Consider the following 19,635-nt stretch of genomic DNA (forward strand, 5'->3'; position numbering starts at 1 on the left):
GAATTGCGCCTAAAATACGCTCAAAATACGTACGAGGCCCGCCGATGGAAACGCCGGTAATTATCCCGATCCATGACCTCCTGATCACGCCTTTGCATAGCGCCCAAGATGCTGTAGCAGGCAGCGATGTTCAGTCGATGGACCTTGCGCCGGATCAACGCGAGCCGTTGTCTGAGGACTGGCTGGATGAACTGGCTTCGGGGTTGAGCGAGCACGGCTGGATGTCGCTGGACGTGCGGTCACGGCTGGGAACCAATCTGCTGGCGGCGCTGAAACAGGAAGTGCAGATTCTGGATCGTACCGATGCCATGAAAAAAGCCGGCATCGGACGCGGCAATGATCTGGTGCGTGACCGCTCGGTACGCCGGGACAAGATCGCCTGGCTGCAAGGCGTTACTGCACCCCAGGCGGCGTTGTTCGAGTTTTTCGAGTCGATTCGCCAGGGCCTGAACCAGAGGCTGTTTTTGGGCCTTAAGCGGTTCGAGACCCACTATGCCACCTACCACTCCGGTGATTTCTACAAACAGCACCTGGACAGCTTTCGGGGCAGGGCGTCCCGGGTGGTCAGTGTGGTGCTGTATCTGAACGAAGACTGGCAGGCAGCCGACGGCGGAGCGCTTCAGGTGTTCAATCGCGACAACGACCATGAAGTGTGCGGAACCGTGTTGCCCGAGTCGGGGCGAATGGCTGTGTTTATGAGCGAAGAGATTCCTCACGAGGTGTTGCCGGCAAACCGCACCCGTTACAGTCTGGCCTGCTGGTTCCGACAGGATGAGGTGCCGCTGCCTTTGTAAGGCGGATCCGGGCGGGCGTGCTGATTTGTCATTGTAGTGTGCAAACCCTTTTGCTAATATGCGCGCCGCTTTCAGGGAATTGTTCTGAAACGCCGTTATGGTGGCTCCATTGGTGCCTCCGCAACATGAAACCGTGAACCCGGTCAGGCCCGGAAGGGAGCAGCCGAAGCGGTGGAATTGTGTGCCGGGGTGTCGCTGATGGAGTCACCCCCAGTTTTTTCCTTCCGTAATACTATTGCCCTGATTTTTCTTTGATATCTCTGTTGAAGTCTCTCTGCTTTTACCGCCTTTTCCTTCGGTTTTCGAAACCGACTCTGCTTCTTATAGATCTGTGTCCATGCTAAGGTTAAACCCGTTTTTCACAGCAGTTGGCGGAACATGAGCTACCAGGTACTTGCCCGTAAATGGCGCCCACGCACCTTTGAGGATATCGTGGGCCAGGAACACGTGCTCCAGGCGTTGATTCACGCCCTGGAAAGCCAGCGTCTTCATCACGCTTATCTGTTCACGGGGACCCGTGGGGTAGGCAAGACCACCATCGGTCGTCTGCTCGCCCGCTGCCTGAACTGCGAAACCGGCGTTACTCCGAATCCCTGCGGTGAATGCTCAAGCTGCCGGGAGATTCAGGAAGGCCGGTTTGTGGATCTGATCGAGATTGACGCCGCCTCCCGGACGGGCGTCGATGATATGCGTGAGCTGACCGATAACGTCCAGTACTCACCCACCCGTGGCCGCTATAAGGTGTACCTCATTGACGAGGTGCACATGCTGACGAACCAGTCATTCAATGCCTTCCTGAAGACCCTTGAAGAGCCACCGGAACACGTCAAGTTCCTGCTGGCGACGACCGACCCCCAGAAGCTGCCGGTTACGGTGCTTTCCCGGTGCCTGCAGTTCAATCTCAAGCGGATGACGCCAGAGCACATCGCCGGCCACCTCCGGCATGTTTTGGGTGCCGAGGGGATTCCGTTCGAGGAGCCGGCCCTGTGGCTCCTGGCCCGGGCTGCCGATGGCAGTATGCGCGATGCCTTGAGCCTGACCGATCAGGCCATCGCCTTTGGCAACCAGAAGCTGTCAGCAAGTGATGTCAGCAATATGCTGGGCACCATTGATCAGCGCGATATCGAGCGAATCGTGAATGCACTCGTTGAAGGCGACGGCCCGGCCTTGCTGGCGGAAATCGGCCGGATTTCCGACTTTGCGCCGGATTACAGCGTGATCCTTGCCGATCTGCTGTCACTCTTTCACCGAGTCACCATGGAGCAGGTGGTGCCGGGCAGTGCCGATAACGCGCTAGGTGATGCTGAGCAGGTCCAGGCCCTGGCCCGTAAGCTCAGTGCCGAGGACGCCCAGCTTTTCTATCAGTCTGCGCTGATCGGTCGCAAAGACCTTACCATTACGCCCGATGCCCGGATGGGTTTCGAAATGACCCTGCTCCGGATGCTTGCCTTCCGGCCCGGCGCTGACCGGCGAGAGCCGCCCGCAATAAGCTCCGGTGGCCAGCCTGCCGCCTCTGAGCCACGGGATGAGCCCGACCCGGCACCGCCACCGGAGCCGGCTACGCAAATAGAGCCGAAACAGCCCGAATCGCAGGCACTAAACTCTGAGCCGCCGGCGGAAGTGGCGCCAGAGCCGGATCGGGAGAACAGCGAAGTTCCTGCACGGCCGGAGCCTGAACCTGCATCTGAGCCCGAGATCCCGGAGGCTCCGCCTGTTGCGGCGGAGAATGCATCCTGGCTGGCCAGTCTGGATGCCCAGGCCGAGGCGGCTGGAGAGTACGAAGAGAGCTATCCGTTAACTGATGAAACTCTGGTTGCAGAAGAGCAGGCGCCCGAAGTTGCCGCAGAACCAGTCGTTCAACCTGCGCCGGCTCCGGAACCGGCTTTTTCAGAGCCGGAGCCGGCGAAAGAGCCAGCAGTTGAGCAGGAGCCTGTGCCGGAGGGAGAGTTTGTCTGGCACCGCGATTTCCGGAGTCTTGGCATTGTGGGTATGCCCGGTAATCTCGCAAGTCATGGCGCCATGTCGCGGGACGGCGATGTAATCACTCTGACCATCGATGAGGGTCACGCCAGGCTGTTGAATGGCCGGCACGAGGAAAAGATTCTCGCTGCCTTGAGAAACCGCTTTGGCGACTCCATTCAGTTACGTACAGAGCAGGGCAATCCTGGGGCACACACCCCGGCGGCCTATGAGGAACGCCAGCGAAAGGCTCGCCAGGAAGAGGCGGAGGCGTCCATTCGTCAGGATCCGCTCGTAAAGTCTATTGTTGAACGATTCGAGGCGCGGGTAGTTGAAAACAGTATCCGGCCGGCCGAGACAAGCAGGAGATAAGCTATGATGAATAATATGGGCGACATGATGAAAAAAGCCCAGAAAATGCAGGAAGAGATGCAGAAGGCCCAGGAAGAAATCGCCAAGGCAGAAGTCACCGGCGAAGCGGGCGCCGGGCTGGTCAAGGTCACCATGAATGGCCGCCACGACGTTCGTAAAGTGGACATCGACCCATCTCTGATGTCAGAAGAAAAAGATATTCTGGAAGATCTTCTGGCCGCCGCGGTGAACGATGCCGTTCGGCGTGTTGAGGAAAATCAAAAGGAGAAAATGTCCGGTATGATGTCGGGCATGGGTCTGCCGCCCGGTTTCAAGATGCCGTTCTGAATTTCATCCTGCAGTCGTTTGAGGACTTTTCATGGCGTTCAGCCCGCTGGTTGATGAGCTTGTAGAATCCCTTCGTTGCCTGCCTGGAGTTGGCCAGAAAACTGCCCAGCGCATGGCTTTCCATTTGCTGGAGCGTGGCCGGTCCGGTGGCACCCGGCTTTCCGAGGCACTGAGCCAGGCCATGAACGGTGTCCGGCGCTGCCAAAGCTGCCAGAACTTTGCCGACACCGAGATCTGCGGGATCTGTGAAAATCCCCAGCGGCGTACGGGTACCCTTTGTGTGGTGGAAAGTCCGTCGGATCTGCTGGCCATTGAGCAGGCGGGTGACTATCGCGGCAGCTATTTCGTTTTGATGGGGCACCTGTCACCCATTGATGGCGTAGGGCCGGAAGAAATCGGCATTGAACGCCTGCTGAAGCGGATCCGGGATGAGGGTGTGACTGAACTGATCCTGGCGACCAACCCGACGGTGGAGGGCGAGGCGACCGCCCACTACATAGCCGATCGGCTTGATGGTCAGGGAATTCTGATTACCCGTCTGGCCCATGGCATTCCCGTTGGTGGAGAGCTGGGCTATGTTGACGGATTTACCCTGACTCACGCATTCCGCGGCCGCAAACCGCTGTCCGACTGAACCTGACCGAATAAACCTACCAGGCACGTTTATGGATATTTCTGCCCAGACCACTGCGGCTGTTGACGTTCCCCCGGCTCCGGCCAGCATCCATTGGCTCCGGGAGCCGGAAGCGCTGAACCAATGGCTGGATCGCGCACCGGGCAAGCCTCTGGCTCTGGACACCGAATTTGAGCGGGTAAACACCTTTTACCCGATACCGGGATTGGTTCAGCTTGGTCTCGACGGTGAATTCTGCCTGGTAGACCCTTCCGTTGCGGAACAATCCCGACGTTTCCGGGAAGTCCTTGCGGACCCGCATACGCCCAAGCTTCTGTATGCCATGAGCGAAGATCTGGAGCTGTTTCGCCAATGGCTCAATCTTCACCCTGCCGGTGTGATTGATCTCCAAATCGGGGCTGCGATGGCCGGCGCAGGATTTTCTCTGGGCTACGCGAAACTGGTGGAAACCCTGTTCGGCGAGACCCTGGACAAGTCTGCAACCCGCTCTGACTGGCTGGCAAGACCACTAAGCGAAGCCCAGCAACGCTACGCGATCGACGATATCCGTTTTCTGGAGCCAATGTACCAGTGGGTCAGCAAATTGTTGCGTGATCGCAGACTGGAGGAGGCCCTGGTTGAGGAATCGGCTCGCTTTGCCGATGAGCTGGCGGGGCAGGAAGATCCGGATAACCACTATCTGAAACTGCGGGGTGGCTGGACGCTTTCGGCTCAGCAACAAGGAGTACTCAGGGAATTGGTTCGTTGGCGTGAACTGGAATGTCAGCGGCGGGACCGACCCAGGAACCGCGTGCTGGCGGATGCGTTACTGATTGCCATTGCGGAAAGGCTGCCAGGCTCCCTGAAGGAGCTTTCCAACATTCAGGGCGTACCCTCTGGCGCAGTCCGTCGGTACGGCGATACCCTCATTGAACTTGTTAGCCGGGGATCGACCGCGGATAATTCGTCCCTTGAGAGGATCGCGCCACCCTTGTCCCGGGATCAGCAGGGGTTCTTTAAACAGTTAAAGCGTTTTTTCAAAAGAGCGGCGGAAGATGCTGATATTCCAATAGAATTGCTGGCGCCCAGAAAGCGTCTTGAGAAGGTTGTGCAGCATCCCGATCTGGCGGAGCATGAATTTTTCCAGGGTTGGCGGGCGCAGATACTCGCGCCGGTTCGCGATGATATCGAGGAATTACTGAAGTCATGAAAGAGCGGGAATTTGTCTCTGTTTTCCGGAGCAGCAAGAAGAATGACACCTATCTTTTTGTTCGCCGCGGACAGAAGTGGGAAGAGCTTCCCGAGAGCCTCCGGGGTATTTTCGGGCAGCCGGTTCATTCCATGGATCTGGTGCTGACACCGGACCGGAAGCTTGCAAGAACCACCGGAAAGCAGGTGCTGGAAGCCATCGGCGAGAAGGACTTCTTTCTGCAGATGCCGGAAGAGCAGGAAGGCTACGTGGTGGAATTCAAACGCAAGCTGGATCAACGCAATCCATGATTGCCCAGGTGCCGTTCTGGCAGCGTAAACGCCTGCATGAGATGACGCCGGTGGAATGGGAGTCACTCTGCGACGGTTGCGGTAAGTGTTGTCTGAACAAGCTGGAAGACGAAGACACCGGCGAGGTTTACCACACCGATCTGGTGTGTCGTTACATGGACGAGGATACCTGCCAGTGCACCGTTTATGAGGAACGGCTGCAGAAAGTGCCGGGCTGCACGGTGCTGACACCGGGCACCGTCAACGACTACCATTGGTTGCCTTACACCTGCGCCTACCGGACCCTGGCTGAGGACCGGCCCCTGGCCGACTGGCATCCGCTGCGAAGCGGGGATCCGGATTCGGTGCATAAGGCAGGCGTTTCGATCCGACACAAGGTGATGTCAGAGGACCGTGTGCCGGAAGAAGACTGGGAAGAACACATCATTCACTGGATTCTGTAATGATAGATACCGATGCACAACTGGCCTACGGGATTTTCTGGGCCGCCTATGCCATAGCCTTTGTCGTGTTTTTTTACATGATGAAGAGCTTGACACGTTTTCTTCCGTTTTATGGGGTGCGGACCCTGGTTCTTGCTGCTCTGGTGGCTTTGCTGCTTACCCCGGTTGAATCTCCCGATCTGGCTGGCTGGTGGATTCCTGCCTGGCTGTTTGGCGGTTACGAAATGATCCTTGGTGACGCGGATGCGTCCGGCCGTGCCCTGTTCAATCTCGGTCTGGCGGGATTGGTGATGCTGCTGGTCTGGGTGCTGGATCTTGTTCGCTACCGTCTCGTTAGCAAGTAGTTTGAAAAACTAAAAGAAGAAAAGGATGGATGCCTTGAGAGAGATGACATCGAGATGGTTCGGCCTGTTTGCACTTTGCTTTGCGCTCAGCCTGCCAGCCGGGCTTCACGCCCAGGAGAGTGATGACGTTCAACTGCCGGAGCAGTCGGACGTTCGGATCATTGTCGATATTTCGGGCTCCATGAAAGACACCGATCCGGAAAACCTGCGCCAGCCCGCCGTTCGTCTGCTCGCCCGGCTGTTGCCGGAGGGTGCCACTGCCGGTGTCTGGACGTTCGGCCAGTACGTCAACATGCTGGTGCCGCACCGTGAGGTAACCGAAGGGTGGCGCGAAACGGCCATCCAGCGTTCAGCGGAAATCAATTCCGTCGCCCTTAGAACCAACCTTGGTGCGGCTATTGAGACGGCCAGCGATGACTATTTCACCGATGGCGATCTGAGTCGCACTCATTTTATCCTGCTGACAGACGGCAAGGTGGATATCTCCGACGATCCGGCGGCCAATACGGTAGAGGAAAATCGGATTCTGGACACGATTGTTGCGGACCTAATCAAACGGGGCGCCACATTCCACCCGGTGGCTCTGTCCGAGGCTGCCGACACCGATTTCCTGAAAGCCCTGGCGACAGAATCCGGCGGCCGTTTCCAGGTTGCAGACACCGCGGATGCTCTGAACCTGGCTTTTCTGCAGGCACTGAACACGGCGGTTCCCCAGGAGCAGATTCCCATTGAGGGCAACGGGTTTACCGTGGACGAGGGCGTTCGTGAATTTACCGCCCTGATTTTCTGGGGGAACTCGGAGACCTCGGCAACACGGGAGCTTGCACTGGTTCGCCCAGACGAACAGACCGTGAATCTCGCCGAATTCCCCGATAATGTCCGGTGGGCAAGGGAGGTCGGTTATGACCTGATCACGGTCAATGAGCCGTCGGCCGGGCAGTGGCGTATCAATGGCGAGCTTGGCGAGGGTAGCCGGGTAACTGTGGTCAGCGATCTCAGGATGGTAGTTAATCCATTATCACCGTCGTTTACCGGGGACGACCCACTCAACATCCGGGTTGGCTTTTTCGAAGAAGGGGAGAAAATCACCAATCCTGATTTTCTGGGCGTGATCGAGGTCAGCCTCAGTATCACTTCGGAAGATGGCAGGAGTGGAACCAAGGTATTGTCCGCAGAGCAGCCGCCGGAAGATGGCACCTATCGGGATACCGTGAGTCGTTTGCCAGCGGCCGGCCTCTATACCTTTGACGTGGTTGCCGATGGCCAGACCTTCAGCCGAAAGTTCAGCGCTACCGTCGGGTTTACGGTACCTGAAGGCACAGAGCCGGTTGTGCAGCCAGCGGAGTCGCCGGAGCCTGAGGTAACCGAGCCGGAACCGGTCCCAGAGCAGTCTGAGCCGAAAGCGACAGTGTCCGAGCCGGTGCAATCCGAGCCTGAACCGGCGATTGCATCGCCCATCGATGTGAGTCAGGCCGAGGAGCCAGCGCCGACTGCCCAAGAGCCAGCACCGGCACCGGAAGAACAGGAAGAAGCTGAAACCGCCTTTGCCGTACCTTTGTGGATGATCGGTGCAGCGGGTGGTGGTCTGGTGGTGATTGGCGGCCTGGTTTGGTTTGCCCTTCGCCAGAGGAAGCAGCGCCAGAACAAGCAGGCCGAGGCGGCGGCTGAACGCGAAACGCTGGAAGATTTGGATGAAGAGCCCGAGCCAGAACCTGAGCTGGAAATGGAGCCTGAGCCCGCGGCGGAACCAGAAGAAACGGTGGAACCCGAACCGGATGAGGATCTCGAGGGGGAGGAGATTCCTGACGTCACCGAAGAAGCTCCAGAAGACGATATGGCTGAACTGGAGGCCGTGATCGATGAGCATGAGGCCACTCTGAAGTCTGAAGATGTAGCGCTCGAGGAGCGCGATGCCGAATCGGTCGTAGAGCCGGAAGAGGACATTCCGGTAGCAGATACTCGAGTGGACGAAGAGCCCGCCGAGTTGGACGAGGATATCCCCGAGCTGGAGGATGTCGCAGATCCCTCCGACGCTGATGCGCCGGAAGAAGATGACGAGGAAGAGTTCGGGCTCGAGGATTTCGATTTGTCCGAGTTCGACGATTTACCCGATTATGATCAGGATGAGTCCGGGTTGCCCGATGACGATCCGAAGAAGAAACCTGATCAGAAAGACCCGAAAAAGTAACCAACAGGATTCAGAGCATGAAGTTTACCGGTACCGAGAAGTACGTAGCCACCGATGACCTGCAAATGGCCGTCAACGCAGCGATTGCGCTTCAGCGCCCGCTGTTGATCAAGGGCGAGCCGGGCACCGGGAAGACCCTGCTGGCTGAGGAGATGGCGGCAGGCCTTGATATGAGGCTGATTCCCTGGCACATCAAATCAACCACGAAGGCCCAGCAGGGGCTGTATGAGTACGATGCGGTTTCCCGTTTGAGGGATTCCCAGTTGGGTGATGAAAGGGTCAAGGACATCGGCAACTACATCGTTAAGGGCAAGCTCTGGGAGGCTTTTGAGGCCGACGAGCAGGTGGTTTTGCTGATCGATGAGATCGACAAGGCGGACATCGAGTTTCCCAACGACCTCCTGCTGGAACTTGATCGGATGGAGTTCTTTGTCTATGAGACTCAGAAGTTGGTGAAGGCAAAGAAACGCCCGATTGTGGTGATCACCAGTAACAACGAGAAAGAACTGCCGGATGCGTTCCTGCGCCGTTGCTTCTTCCACTACATCAGCTTCCCGGACCACGACACTATGCAGAATATCGTGGATGTGCATTTCCCGGGTTTGCAGCAGGAAATCGTTCGCGATGCCCTGGAAGTTTTCTTTGATGTGCGCAAGGTACCGGGCCTGAAAAAGAAGCCATCCACCTCGGAGCTGATTGACTGGCTGAAACTGCTGATGGCTGATGAGCTGTCGGCGAAAATGTTGCAGGAGAAAGATACCAGCTCGGCGTTGCCGCCTCTGTACGGTGCCTTGGTGAAAAATGAGCAGGATGTGCACCTGTTGCAGAAGCTCGCATTCATGGCCCGTCGCCGCAGCTGATTCTCGGCAAGCTCATTGGCAAGAGTCACGTTTTATGTTGATTGATTTTTTTCTTGAAGTCCGGCGCGCGAAGGTGCCTGCCAGTCTGAGGGAGTTTCTGGATCTTCTGGAAGCCCTGCAGAAACGGCTCGCCTTTGCGGATATGGAGGAATTCTATTACCTGTCCCGTCTTTGCTTGGTTAAAGACGAGCGCCACTTCGACAAGTTTGACCGTGCCTTCCAGGCGTACTTCGAGGGCATCGAGAACCTCGACGAGCTGCTGGAAGCCCTGATTCCGGACGACTGGCTTAGAGCCGAGTTTGAGAAGCACTTGTCTGACGACGAGAAGGCCAAAATCGATTCTCTTGGAGGCCTGGAGGAGCTGATCGAGACCTTCAAGAAGCGAATGGAAGAGCAGGAAGAGCGCCATGCCGGCGGCAATAAATGGATCGGCACCGGCGGTACCTCACCATTCGGTGCCAACGGCTACAACCCGGAGGGTTTCCGGATCGGCCAGAAGAAAGGTCGCCACGGCAGGGCCGTCAAAGTCTGGGAAAAGCGCGAGTTCAAGGATCTGGACGATAGCGTTACCCTAGGCATCCGCAACATCAAGGTTGCGTTGCGCCGGCTGCGCAAGTTCGCCCGCCAGGGTGCGGCGGACCAGCTCGATATGGACGATACCATCCGTTCCACCGCCCGCAATGCCGGTTATCTGGATCTGAAGATGGTGCCCGAGCGGCACAACGCTGTGAAAGTGCTGATCTTCTTCGATGTGGGCGGCTCCATGGACCCCCACGTTCGTGTCTGTGAGGAGCTGTTCTCGGCCGCACGGCTTGAGTTCAAGCACATGGAATATTTCTATTTCCACAATTTCGTCTATGAAAGTGTCTGGAAGAACAATATCCGCCGGATGAATGAAACCACCAGCACCTGGGACATTCTTCACAAGTACACGCCCGACTACAAAGTGATCTTCGTGGGCGACGCCACCATGGCGCCGTATGAGATTTCCCATCCCGGTGGCTCGATTGAACACTGGAATGAGGAGGCGGGCGCCACCTGGTTTCAGCGTATCACCGAGCACTTCCGTAAGGTTGTGTGGATCAATCCCCTCCCGGAGAGTTACTGGGGTAGCGGTGGCTCGTTGGGCATGACCAAACAGCTTGTTAACGATCACATGTACCCGTTAACCGTGGAAGGCCTTGAGTCGGCCATGAAGCAGCTGAGTAAATAAAAAAAGCCGATGCGGTTGAGGGCATCGGCAAAGCTCGGCATATCAAGCGGGGTTGCCTGAAGGCACTCCCGCCGCTTTCCAGTCAGCAAATACAGGGCCAGTTGACTTAAAAGCTGCTAAAACAGTCGTTTAAAATTCAGCTTATCCGCTGAATCGTCCTGGCGCCCCGATACCCCTCCTGACCCTGTCAAATAACTCGACACTCTTCCGACCGCTCAAGCCTTCGCTGTGCGTTTTCCATTTGGCGATCTGTATACCGTTCTTGGCGGTTACCAAGTGTTACGCTTTCTGCCGATCTGTTACAGAAGTTTGCATGAGTTACAGAGGCTACAAGGGCAGGAGCCTTATGTTCGGCACACAATAATCGCAAAGGCGCCGGATAGCACACCAAAGGTTAGTCGCCATCGGGTCACTGATTCTGGCATTGCTGGCTGCCTCGGCGGCAGCCGCCGACGGGCTTGACGAGGAACTCGAACGCCTGAATGCTGGAATCGCCAGCCATTCCGAGCGGGTATTCGCCCTTGAACAGAAGGTCCTTCATCCAGCCAATACCCGACTGGCAGTTTTTCTGACACTTCAGAGCCGGGATGCCCTCGATCTTGATTCTGTCGAGCTTTTCGTCAATGGCCAGCCCGTGGCTTCCCACCTGTATTCCGATAGAGAGCGGGCCTCGCTTGAACGTGGCGGGATCCAACAGTTGTTCACCGGGAATCTGGAAAATGGCGAGTACGAGCTGAAAACGGTGATTACTGCCCGCTCCGCCGATGATGATTTTGTGCGTCGGGAGTCTACCCATCGGTTCAGGAAACGCCCCGGCGTGCTGCGGTTGCAGATGAGCCTGGAGGCCCGGGCGCCCGATTACGAACCTCGGGTTTCTTTCATGGAGTGGGAGTAGGGCGCGATGATTTTCCGGGTCCTGCTGATTCTATTATCTCTGACTGTTTCCGGTTATTCCTTGGCGGCTACACCGGTATTGCCGGACGACGTACGCACCAGTCTAAAGCAGTTCCGGAATGCCGGAGATGTTGGCGTCGATCTTGGGAATGGCCGACAGCAAGCGCTCTATGAAGCTGCGGAGAAGGCGCGAACCGCGGGCCGAACTGATGATGCCGGGGGAATCCTGGCCGGTATGAAAGAAGGATACTGGGCGGCTCTGGGTTACCTCAATCTTGCCAGCGATTACGCGAAAACTGATAGAAAGCCAGCCTGCTGTCCGAAAGTATTTCCGTGGCCATGAACACCACAGCCTTCGGCCTGATGTCGGCCATCCCTTTGCTCATGTTTCATGCGGTACTGCAGACCCGTACCAACGAAATCGTGGACAGTTTTGAAATGGCCGGGGTGAAGCTGCTGAATATCGTGTCTGAAGCATGAGACGCCGCCACCGAAGGTTAAGTACATCGCCGGAACTGGATATCACGGCCTTTCTCAATCTCATGATTGTGCTGGTACCTGTTCTGTTACTTGGCATGGTGTTCAGCCAGGTCCGCATGATCGAGCTGAATTTTCCGGGCATGGAGGCCGGCCAGGTGCCGGAACCTGGGGAATTCCGGCTCGTCGTTACCCTGATTCCCGATGTCTCTTTGATGGATGCGCCGAGGACAGACAGCTTGCTGCAAACGCCAGTGCTGAATCAGGGGAGGGCGCATGAAAACGTCCCGGAAGGCAAAAAGAATTCGTCGGCATTACGGCCGGATGCACAAGCCCGGCGGCCTGAACCTGATGTCGCTGGCGGTTGGGAGTCTGGCAGTCCAGGTGACTGCTGAGGCCATCATGGCGGGTCGGGATACCGATTACCGTTTGCTTCGCAAGGTAATGCAGACCTGTGTAGATGAACAATATCGACGGGTGCGGCTTGCCGTGGAAGGGGAGGTCCGCAATGGCTGATAACGGAGTTCCCCCTTCGGGTGGCTCCGGGCTGCCATGGAGTCGTGATCTCGGCGAGAGTCGACAATTTGCGGGTATTTTGCTGGTGATGCTGACGCTGTTTCTGCCGCCGGCGTTCCTTATCCCAATGCTGGATGTGACGGAAATTGAGCGCAGCGAGGCCGAGAAGATCCCCCCCCAGGCTGGCTCGCCTGGTGGAGAGGCCGCAACCGGTGGCGACCTCGGAGCCAGTCCGGCCCGATCCAAAACCTGAACCGACCGTAGCCCGTGAGTTTGCGGTCAATACAAAGCCGGCGGCGGAAACAACAAAATCGCCCGAAAATTCTCAGCAAGTCCTCAGTGGAAGCGGTGGTATTGAGGACGCTCCGGCGCCGGAAACCACCGTCGCTGTGGCTGAGCACAAGGTCAAAACGGTTGATGCGCCCGTGGAAGAATCCCGGGAAGTGGCAGACAAACCGGCAAAGCCCGAGCCGTCTATTTGCGAGCGGGCAATGAGCAATATCCGGAAAGTATTCGATGCCCAGAAAACGGAGCTCTATTCCATGTATCGGCGTGAGCTGCGGCAGGATCCAACTCTTGAAGGCAAGGTTTTGCTGGAACTGGTGATCGAGCCGGATGGGTCGGTTGTCAGATTCCCGATTGATTTCCTGCCCGGCTGAACCAGTAATCGGGCGACCAGCGAGGGCTGCCCGATTTGGAGTTCTCAGCTTTCGATGGTGATTTTCGGCAGGCGGGGTTTGTGCAAAGACACTTTTTTCGTTGGCGCGATCACCTTCGCTTCCCCGGTGACCACCTTCTGATCGTTCTGATTGCGCACGTCGCACGCCACCACAACCCGACCTTTCGGTTCCTTGCGAAGGACTTTCAAGTGGACGGTCAGGGTGTCGTCCAGTTTAACCGGACGCTTGAACGACAGGCTCTGCTCCAGGTAAACGGTGCCGGGGCCAGGCATCACGGTTGCCAGCGCTGCCGAGATCAGGGAACCGCTCCACATGCCATGGCCGATGCGCTCCTTGAACATGGAGCCTGCGGCGAATTCGGAGTCCAGGTGTACCGGGTTCACATCACCGGAGACTGCGGCAAAGAGGACCAGTTCCTCCTCGGAGAGGGTCCGCGTAAACGTGGCGGTATCGTCCTCGTTCAGCTCGTCATAGGTGATATTTTCCAGGGTATCAAGGGTATCGCTCATCGCGCGCTCCGCACTTTTGTCATTTGAGTACAGCTGTTCAGGTAAGAATCTCGAAAACTACCTCATCGGTTACAAAACTGCTATTCTCTCCCCACTTTTTTGAGGCTGATACTTTTGTAGGGTTGATTTTTTGAACAACCTGACATCGGTAAATCATTACAATCAAAAGCGCCAAACAGGAGATGGTGATGGATTTTGAGCAGTTCTATCAGGATAAATACCCCGCCGGCGTGCTCCGTGAGGTGGACCTGAACAAGTACAAAAGCATGGTGGATGTGTTCGAGCAGTCGGTCAAAAAATTTGCTGACCGCCCCGCATTCAGTGCTGTTGGCGCAACTCTCACTTACCGTGACCTCGACACCCAGAGCCGTAACTTTGCGGCCTGGCTTCAGAACAAGACAGAACTGAAACCCGGCGACCGTATTGCCGTGCAGATGCCCAACGTCAGCCAGTATCCGGTGGTTGTGTTTGGTGCCATGCGGGCGGGCATGATTGTGGTGAATACCAACCCGCTGTATACCACGCGGGAGATGGAACACCAGTTCAACGATTCCGGTGCCAAAGCCCTGGTGGTTCTGGCCAACATGGCCGAGAACGCCGAGAAGGTACTGCCCCATACCGGTATCGAGCACGTGATTGTGACCGAAATCGCGGACATGCACTCGCCGATCAAGCGCACTCTGATGAATGCGGTGGTCAAGCACGTTAAAAAGATGGTGCCGCCGTTCAATATTCCCCAGGCGCATAAACTCCCGGCAGTCCTGAGTGCGGGCGCCCGTGAAAAATTCACCCCGGTTGAATGCAAGCAGGACGACATTGCCGTCCTCCAGTACACCGGTGGCACGACCGGTGTGGCGAAAGGGGCGATGCTGACCCACGGTAACCTGGTGGCCAACCTGCTGCAGACCCGCCCGATGATGGAAGACATGGTGGTTGAGGGTCAGGAAGTGGTTATTGCGCCCCTGCCGCTATACCACATTTATTCGTTTACCCTGAACTGCGGCATCATGCTTGAGGCCGGTGCGCACAACGTACTGATTCCTAACCCCCGGGATATCCCTGGCTTTGTTAAAGAGCTGAAAAACCATAAGTTTACTGCATTCCTCGGTCTGAACACGCTGTTTGTTGCACTTTGCAACAACGAAGAGTTCCAGGACCTGGACTTCAGCAGCCTTAAACTGACTTCCTCTGGCGGCATGGCACTGACCAGCGACACCGCCAAGATGTGGGAGCGAGTCACGGGCTGTGAAATCTGTGAGGGCTTCGGTATGACTGAAACCTCCCCGGTTGTGACATTTAACCCCCATAGCGCTATTCAGATCGGTACCATCGGTCTTCCGATTCCATCCACATTGGTAAAAACGCTGGATGAAGAGGGCAATGAGACGCCTCTCGGCGAGCCCGGCGAGCTTTGTGTGAAAGGCCCGCAGGTTATGCGTGGTTACTGGCAGCGCCCGGAGGATACCCAGAAATCCTTCACCGAGGATGGCTACCTGCGCACTGGTGATATTGCCCTGATCCAGGAAGACGGCTACATCCGCATTGTCGATCGCAAGAAAGACATGATCATCGTCTCGGGCTTCAACGTGTTCCCGAACGAGATTGAAGATGTGGTCAGCAGCCATCCGAAGGTGGTCGAGTGTGCCGCCGTTGGCCTGCCCGATGCCAAGAGCGGCGAGGCGGTCAAGGTTTACCTGGTGCCGACGGCTGAAGGCGTGACGGAAAACGAACTAAAGGAATTCTGTCGCGAGAGACTTACGGCTTACAAGGTACCGAAGAAGTTCGAGTTCCGAGACGAACTGCCGAAGACCAACGTGGGCAAGATCCTACGCCGTGAACTGCGGGACGAGGCGAACAACAAGTAAGCCTCTATGGCAGTTGATCAAGGAAAACCCTGCTTCGGCGGGGTTTTTCCGTTTTTAAGAATCCGACTTTCCCGATAGACTGTCGCCCAAATCGAATCCGAGTGAGCGCTATTCCGGCAATTCAATGACAGACACCCGTTCCGATACTCCGAGCACACCGACTCCAAAACCCGATGCCGAGGCGGCCGTCAAAGCGATGATGGAGCAGCTGGACGCCTGCAATCAGCAGGAAGCGGCCCGCATCGTTAAAACGGTTGCCCGAACCAAGGGAAAGCCCGGCCAGAAAGACCGGGAGAAAATGGCCAAGTGGCTGGATCGGGGGCTGGAAAAGGTCCAGCAGCGCCATGCCCTGCACAAGCCGGCCAGTTTCCCCGAAGGCTTGCCGGTTTCCGAGCGTGTCGATGATATCCGTGAGGCCATCGAAAACCATCAGGTGGTGATCATTGCCGGGGAAACCGGTTCCGGTAAAACCACCCAGATCCCTAAAATCTGCATGAACAGTGGCCGGGGTATCCGGGGCCTGATCGGTCATACCCAGCCCCGCCGGATTGCCGCTCGCAGTGTCGCCGCTCGCATTGCCGAGGAAATCGGTGAGCAAACCGGCCAGCAGATCGGGTATCAGGTCCGTTTTACTGACAACACCTCCGAGCAGTCCCGGGTAAAGGTGATGACCGATGGTATCCTGCTGGCGGAGGTTCAGCATGATCGGTTTCTGGATCGCTACGACACGATCATCATCGACGAAGCCCACGAGCGCAGCCTCAACATCGATTTCCTTCTCGGCTACCTTCGCCAGCTCCTGCCCAAGCGCCCGGATCTGAAGGTCATCATTACCTCGGCGACCATTGAGGTAGAACGATTCAGTGAATTCTTCGACAAGGCGCCAGTGATTGAGGTGAGTGGTCGCACCTATCCGGTGGATGTGCGTTACCGGCCCCTGACTGGAGATGAAGACGACCGGGATCAGGGCTGGACCGATGGCGTACTTGGCGCCCTCGACGAAATCGAACAGCACGAGCGCAGCCAGAAACAGCCACCCGGTGACGTCCTTGTGTTCCTGCCCGGAGAGCGGGAGATCCGCAATCTCAGCAAGGTGCTGCGCCATGTGGATCTGCGGCACACCGAGGTGCTGCCGTTGTATTCCCGATTGAGTAATGCCGAGCAGAACCGGGTGTTTCAGTCCCACAAGGGCCGACGGATTGTGCTCTCCACCAACGTGGCCGAGACCTCGTTGACGGTGCCGGGTATCCGTTACGTGATCGATACCGGGGTGGCCCGGATCAGCCGCTACAGTGTCCGCTCTAAGATTCAGCGCTTACCGGTGGAACCGATTTCCCAGGCCAGTGCCAACCAGCGGGCAGGCCGTTGTGGCCGGGTGGCCCCTGGTATCTGTTTCCGGCTTTACGACGAGACGGATTTCATCAATCGCCCGGAATACACCGATCCGGAAATACTGCGTACCAACCTGGCCTCCGTCATTCTGCAAATGGCCACTTCGGGTCTTGGTGAAATCCGGCAGTTTCCGTTCCTTGAGGCGCCCGATAAGCGCCAGGTTAACGATGGCTACAAACTTCTGGAAGAATTGGGAGCGGTGGATGACAAGCGCCGCGTCACCCGGCTCGGTCGAACCATGTCGCGGCTGCCCCTGGATCCGCGCCTGGCCAGGATGCTGGTCACGGCCGCCGAACTTGGCAGCCTGTCGGAAACCCTGGTGATTATTGCCGGGCTGAGCGTTCAGGACCCACGGGAGCGCCCCCAGGACAAGCAGCAGGCTGCGGATCAGGCCCACGCGCCTTTTAATGACAAAGAATCCGATTTTCTGACGTTGCTGAATGTCTGGAACTTCTACGAAGAACAGCGTCAGGAGTTGTCCCAGAACCAGCTCAAGAAGGTTTGCCAGAAGAGCTTTCTTAGCTGGATGCGGATGCGGGAATGGCGGGATATTCATCGCCAGCTCACCTTGATTTGCCGCGAACAGAAACTCTCGGTCAACAAGGATGCGGCCAGTTACGAAGCCCTCCACAAGGCGATACTGGCGGGTCTCCTTGGCCAGGTGGCGGTGAAGGTCGAGAAAAAAGAATACCTGGCGACACGAAACCGCAAAGTGCTGATCTTTCCCGGCTCCAAGGTGGCCAAGACCGGCCCGAAGTGGATCGTTGCCACCGAGATTGTGGAGACCAGTCGGGTGTTTGCGCGAGTGGTGGCCGCCATTCAACCTGAATGGATTGAGCCTATCGCCGGTCATATCGTCAAACACCATTATTTTGAACCCCACTGGGAGCAGAAGCGGGCCCAGGTGATGGGCTATGAAAAGGTCACACTTTACGGCCTGGATATTGTCGCCAAGCGTCGTATTCCCTACGCCAAAGTGGATCCTGCGGAATGCCGTAACCTGTTTATCCGGCGAGCACTGGTGGAGGGGGATTACCGGTCAAAGGCGCCGTTTATCGCCCGAAACCGGGAAATGCTCGACACCGTTGAGAATCTGGAGAAGAAGACTCGTCGCAGGGACCTGCTCGTTGACGATGAAGTGCTGGTGGCCTTCTATGATGAACGCCTGCCTGCAGACATCATCAGCGGCCGCCATTTCGAGAGCTGGTGGAAGGGGCTCTCGGCGGAGCAATTGAAAGAGCTGGAGCTTACCGAAGCCGACATTCTCCAGCGACCGGTGGATGCCCAGGCCGCGGACCTGTATCCCGATTATCTGGAGTGGGAGGGCGTTCGGTACCCGTTGAGCTATGAGTTCGAACCCACCAGCGAAAAGGACGGCGTCACGCTTCAGGTTCCTTTGATGGCCCTCAAACAGATTCCGTCCCGTCGCCTGGAATGGCTGGTGCCGGGGCTGTTGAGGGAGAAGTGCATTGCCCTGGTGAAATCTCTGCCCAAGGCGTTGCGCCGGAACTTTGTGCCGGTACCTGATTTCGTGGATGCGGCGCTCGAGAATCTTCAGCCCTCCAACGAGCCGCTTACGCTGCAGCTGGGTGAGCAGTTGCGCCGCATGACTGGCGTCCAGATTGATCCTGAGGCCTGGTCGGACACCGAATTACCCAAGCACCTGCGGATGAACCTTCGCGTTATGGGTGACGGCGGTCGCACCATTGCCGAGAGCCGTGAAACGGCTGATCTGCAGCACCAACTTGAGGGTCAGGCCGAGCAGGCGCTTGAGTCGGCGACAAAGGATGATTCGCGCACAGAGCCAAGCGGTGAGTACACCGACTGGCAGTTCGGAACATTGCCCGAACAGGTTCAGACAGAAAAGGGTGGCATGCAGGTGACCGTCTATCCGGCGCTTGAGGATCTGGGCAAGCAGGTGCGCCAGATACGCTGTCTGGACCGATTGACCGCTGAAGACACCACCCGAAAGGCAATCGCCCGCCTGATCCTGAACCGCTTCGGCAGGACGCTCGATGATCTGGAGCGGAAACTGCCGCATTTCAAGCAATCGGCGCTCATGTTTGCTCCGGTGGGCCAGTCGAAAGTGTTGCTGGACGATCTGCTGTTGGCGACAGCCATGCAGCACTTTCTCCCGGACGCGGTTCCACGGACTGCAGAGGACTTCAACCGTGTGTTTGACGCTCACCGGGGTGATTTCATTCCGGCCCTGGAGCAGGCAGACGAGCGATTGTATCAGGCCATGTCCGGTTACCAGAAAGTGGCAAAACAGTTGAAAGGCAAAATCAACCTGGCGTTGGCCAACAGCATGGCCGACCTGAAGTTTCAGCTACAGAACCTGGTGTACCCCGGATTCCTGGTGGAAACGCCGCCCGAGTGGCTGGCGGAGTTCGGGCGTTACTTTGAGGCCGCCCTGGTTCGGCTGGAGAAGATGCCACGGGAAATGGGGCGGGAGCGTGAGTTTCTTCACGCTATTGAGCCACTCTGGTCCCGATACGCTGTCAAGCGGGACGAACAAAAGCGACAGGGCGTTCGAGACCCCGAACTGGTGGTTTACCGCTGGATGCTGGAAGAGTTCCGGGTGTCGTTTTTTGCACAGCAACTGGGTACGGTGATGACGGTGTCGGTAAAACGCCTGGACCGGCAGTGGGAGAAAACGCGGGTCTGAGGGAAACTGGTGCGCACCAAT

General features: G+C 57.1%; 20 protein-coding genes, 1 other RNA gene and 1 pseudogene. 20 read left to right on the plus strand and 2 right to left on the minus strand.

Annotated elements, in window-relative coordinates:
* Positions 1-44: 44 nt before the first annotated feature.
* From CFT65_RS11215 to CFT65_RS11285, 15 genes and pseudogenes are all read left to right on the plus strand, one after another.
* Positions 45-794 (plus strand): 2OG-Fe(II) oxygenase, encoded by a 750-nt coding sequence (locus CFT65_RS11215; protein WP_088828246.1) that lies wholly within the window; start codon positions 45-47, stop codon positions 792-794.
* A gap of 107 nt (positions 795-901) precedes the next feature.
* An RNA gene (gene ffs, locus CFT65_RS11220) (signal recognition particle sRNA small type) lies at positions 902-998 on the plus strand.
* Between the two features lie 174 nt (positions 999-1,172).
* Complete coding sequence (dnaX, locus tag CFT65_RS11225; RefSeq protein WP_088828247.1) at positions 1,173-3,125, plus strand: DNA polymerase III subunit gamma/tau; 1,953 nt, start codon at positions 1,173-1,175, stop codon at positions 3,123-3,125.
* Positions 3,126-3,128: 3 nt separating this feature from the next.
* On the plus strand, positions 3,129-3,452 hold the full coding sequence (locus tag CFT65_RS11230) for a YbaB/EbfC family nucleoid-associated protein (protein ID WP_088828248.1): 324 nt from the start codon (positions 3,129-3,131) through the stop codon (positions 3,450-3,452).
* Between the two features lie 31 nt (positions 3,453-3,483).
* Positions 3,484-4,086, plus strand: coding sequence for a recombination mediator RecR (gene recR / locus CFT65_RS11235; RefSeq protein ID WP_088828249.1), 603 nt, complete (start codon positions 3,484-3,486; stop codon positions 4,084-4,086).
* A gap of 31 nt (positions 4,087-4,117) precedes the next feature.
* Positions 4,118-5,275, plus strand: coding sequence for a ribonuclease D (locus CFT65_RS11240; protein ID WP_088828250.1), 1,158 nt, complete (start codon positions 4,118-4,120; stop codon positions 5,273-5,275).
* Positions 5,272-5,565 (plus strand): YcgL domain-containing protein, encoded by a 294-nt coding sequence (locus CFT65_RS11245; RefSeq protein WP_088828251.1) that lies wholly within the window; start codon positions 5,272-5,274, stop codon positions 5,563-5,565. The genes CFT65_RS11240 and CFT65_RS11245 overlap by 4 nt, the downstream gene beginning before the upstream one ends.
* Positions 5,562-6,008 carry a YcgN family cysteine cluster protein gene (locus CFT65_RS11250; protein ID WP_088828252.1) on the plus strand — a complete coding sequence of 149 codons (447 nt, stop codon included), beginning with the start codon at positions 5,562-5,564 and terminating at the stop codon, positions 6,006-6,008. The genes CFT65_RS11245 and CFT65_RS11250 overlap by 4 nt, the downstream gene beginning before the upstream one ends.
* Positions 6,008-6,352, plus strand: a complete 345-nt coding sequence (locus tag CFT65_RS11255; RefSeq protein WP_088828253.1) for a hypothetical protein — start codon at positions 6,008-6,010, stop codon at positions 6,350-6,352. The genes CFT65_RS11250 and CFT65_RS11255 overlap by 1 nt, the downstream gene beginning before the upstream one ends.
* A gap of 43 nt (positions 6,353-6,395) precedes the next feature.
* Positions 6,396-8,540, plus strand: coding sequence for a VWA domain-containing protein (locus CFT65_RS11260; protein WP_228705841.1), 2,145 nt, complete (start codon positions 6,396-6,398; stop codon positions 8,538-8,540).
* A 17-nt stretch (positions 8,541-8,557) separates the two neighbouring features.
* Positions 8,558-9,400: an AAA family ATPase gene (locus CFT65_RS11265; protein WP_088828255.1), complete on the plus strand. Its 843-nt coding sequence runs from the start codon at positions 8,558-8,560 to the stop codon at positions 9,398-9,400.
* 34 nt (positions 9,401-9,434) lie between these two features.
* Positions 9,435-10,613, plus strand: coding sequence for a vWA domain-containing protein (locus CFT65_RS11270; protein ID WP_088828256.1), 1,179 nt, complete (start codon positions 9,435-9,437; stop codon positions 10,611-10,613).
* 424 nt (positions 10,614-11,037) lie between these two features.
* A complete protein-coding gene (locus tag CFT65_RS11275) occupies positions 11,038-11,508 on the plus strand; it encodes an AraC family transcriptional regulator (protein ID WP_228705842.1) in 471 nt (156 codons plus the stop codon).
* A 6-nt stretch (positions 11,509-11,514) separates the two neighbouring features.
* A complete protein-coding gene (locus CFT65_RS19515; RefSeq protein ID WP_416376652.1) occupies positions 11,515-11,850 on the plus strand; it encodes a hypothetical protein in 336 nt (111 codons plus the stop codon).
* Positions 11,811-11,987: pseudogene (locus tag CFT65_RS11285) on the plus strand (MotA/TolQ/ExbB proton channel family protein); the annotation flags it as partial. The gene CFT65_RS19515 and the pseudogene CFT65_RS11285, both read left to right, overlap by 40 nt.
* A gap of 86 nt (positions 11,988-12,073) precedes the next feature.
* Here the strand turns inward: CFT65_RS11285 and CFT65_RS19455 are convergent.
* Positions 12,074-12,262, minus strand: coding sequence for a hypothetical protein (locus tag CFT65_RS19455; RefSeq protein ID WP_172408487.1), 189 nt, complete (start codon positions 12,260-12,262; stop codon positions 12,074-12,076).
* On the opposite strand from CFT65_RS19455, the gene CFT65_RS11295 reads away from it, so the two are divergent.
* The 3 genes from CFT65_RS11295 (at position 12,261) to CFT65_RS19275 (ending at position 13,159) form a co-directional block, all read left to right on the plus strand.
* Positions 12,261-12,500, plus strand: a complete 240-nt coding sequence (locus CFT65_RS11295) for a hypothetical protein (protein ID WP_088828258.1) — start codon at positions 12,261-12,263, stop codon at positions 12,498-12,500. The genes CFT65_RS19455 and CFT65_RS11295 overlap by 2 nt on opposite strands.
* Entirely contained in the window at positions 12,493-12,753 is a 261-nt protein-coding gene (locus CFT65_RS19270) for a hypothetical protein (RefSeq protein WP_228705843.1), read from the plus strand. The genes CFT65_RS11295 and CFT65_RS19270 overlap by 8 nt, the downstream gene beginning before the upstream one ends.
* Positions 12,754-12,889: 136 nt before the next feature.
* Positions 12,890-13,159 (plus strand): hypothetical protein, encoded by a 270-nt coding sequence (locus CFT65_RS19275; protein ID WP_228705844.1) that lies wholly within the window; start codon positions 12,890-12,892, stop codon positions 13,157-13,159.
* A 44-nt stretch (positions 13,160-13,203) separates the two neighbouring features.
* Here the strand turns inward: CFT65_RS19275 and CFT65_RS11305 are convergent, their stop codons facing one another.
* Positions 13,204-13,689, minus strand: coding sequence for a MaoC/PaaZ C-terminal domain-containing protein (locus CFT65_RS11305; protein ID WP_088828259.1), 486 nt, complete (start codon positions 13,687-13,689; stop codon positions 13,204-13,206).
* A gap of 188 nt (positions 13,690-13,877) precedes the next feature.
* Between CFT65_RS11305 and CFT65_RS11310 the strand changes: the two genes are divergently transcribed.
* Positions 13,878-15,554 carry a long-chain fatty acid--CoA ligase gene (locus CFT65_RS11310; protein WP_088828260.1) on the plus strand — a complete coding sequence of 559 codons (1,677 nt, stop codon included), beginning with the start codon at positions 13,878-13,880 and terminating at the stop codon, positions 15,552-15,554.
* Positions 15,555-15,678: 124 nt separating this feature from the next.
* The gene (hrpA, locus tag CFT65_RS11315) at positions 15,679-19,614 is read left to right on the plus strand and encodes an ATP-dependent RNA helicase HrpA (protein ID WP_172408488.1); all 3,936 of its coding nucleotides are present in this window, start codon (positions 15,679-15,681) and stop codon (positions 19,612-19,614) included.
* Positions 19,615-19,635: the final 21 nt, after the last annotated feature.

Source organism: Marinobacter sp. es.048 (assembly GCF_900188435.1).
Lineage (GTDB): Bacteria > Pseudomonadota > Gammaproteobacteria > Pseudomonadales > Oleiphilaceae > Marinobacter.

Coding starts and splice junctions, on each gene's coding strand:
- CFT65_RS11250 (WP_088828252.1), top strand. CDS start 5,562: ATGATTGCCCAGGTGCCGTTCTGGCAGCGTAAACGCCTGCATGAGATG.
- CFT65_RS11260 (WP_228705841.1), top strand. CDS start 6,396: ATGACATCGAGATGGTTCGGCCTGTTTGCACTTTGCTTTGCGCTCAGC.
- CFT65_RS19515 (WP_416376652.1), top strand. CDS start 11,515: ATGATTTTCCGGGTCCTGCTGATTCTATTATCTCTGACTGTTTCCGGT.
- CFT65_RS19270 (WP_228705843.1), top strand. CDS start 12,493: ATGGCTGATAACGGAGTTCCCCCTTCGGGTGGCTCCGGGCTGCCATGG.
- CFT65_RS11270 (WP_088828256.1), top strand. CDS start 9,435: ATGTTGATTGATTTTTTTCTTGAAGTCCGGCGCGCGAAGGTGCCTGCC.
- hrpA (WP_172408488.1), top strand. CDS start 15,679: ATGACAGACACCCGTTCCGATACTCCGAGCACACCGACTCCAAAACCC.
- CFT65_RS11245 (WP_088828251.1), top strand. CDS start 5,272: ATGAAAGAGCGGGAATTTGTCTCTGTTTTCCGGAGCAGCAAGAAGAAT.
- recR (WP_088828249.1), top strand. CDS start 3,484: ATGGCGTTCAGCCCGCTGGTTGATGAGCTTGTAGAATCCCTTCGTTGC.
- CFT65_RS11230 (WP_088828248.1), top strand. CDS start 3,129: ATGATGAATAATATGGGCGACATGATGAAAAAAGCCCAGAAAATGCAG.
- CFT65_RS11305 (WP_088828259.1), bottom strand. CDS start 13,689: ATGAGCGATACCCTTGATACCCTGGAAAATATCACCTATGACGAGCTG.
- CFT65_RS11295 (WP_088828258.1), top strand. CDS start 12,261: ATGAAAACGTCCCGGAAGGCAAAAAGAATTCGTCGGCATTACGGCCGG.
- CFT65_RS19455 (WP_172408487.1), bottom strand. CDS start 12,262: ATGCGCCCTCCCCTGATTCAGCACTGGCGTTTGCAGCAAGCTGTCTGT.
- dnaX (WP_088828247.1), top strand. CDS start 1,173: ATGAGCTACCAGGTACTTGCCCGTAAATGGCGCCCACGCACCTTTGAG.
- CFT65_RS11310 (WP_088828260.1), top strand. CDS start 13,878: ATGGATTTTGAGCAGTTCTATCAGGATAAATACCCCGCCGGCGTGCTC.
- CFT65_RS11255 (WP_088828253.1), top strand. CDS start 6,008: ATGATAGATACCGATGCACAACTGGCCTACGGGATTTTCTGGGCCGCC.
- CFT65_RS11265 (WP_088828255.1), top strand. CDS start 8,558: ATGAAGTTTACCGGTACCGAGAAGTACGTAGCCACCGATGACCTGCAA.
- CFT65_RS11215 (WP_088828246.1), top strand. CDS start 45: ATGGAAACGCCGGTAATTATCCCGATCCATGACCTCCTGATCACGCCT.
- CFT65_RS11240 (WP_088828250.1), top strand. CDS start 4,118: ATGGATATTTCTGCCCAGACCACTGCGGCTGTTGACGTTCCCCCGGCT.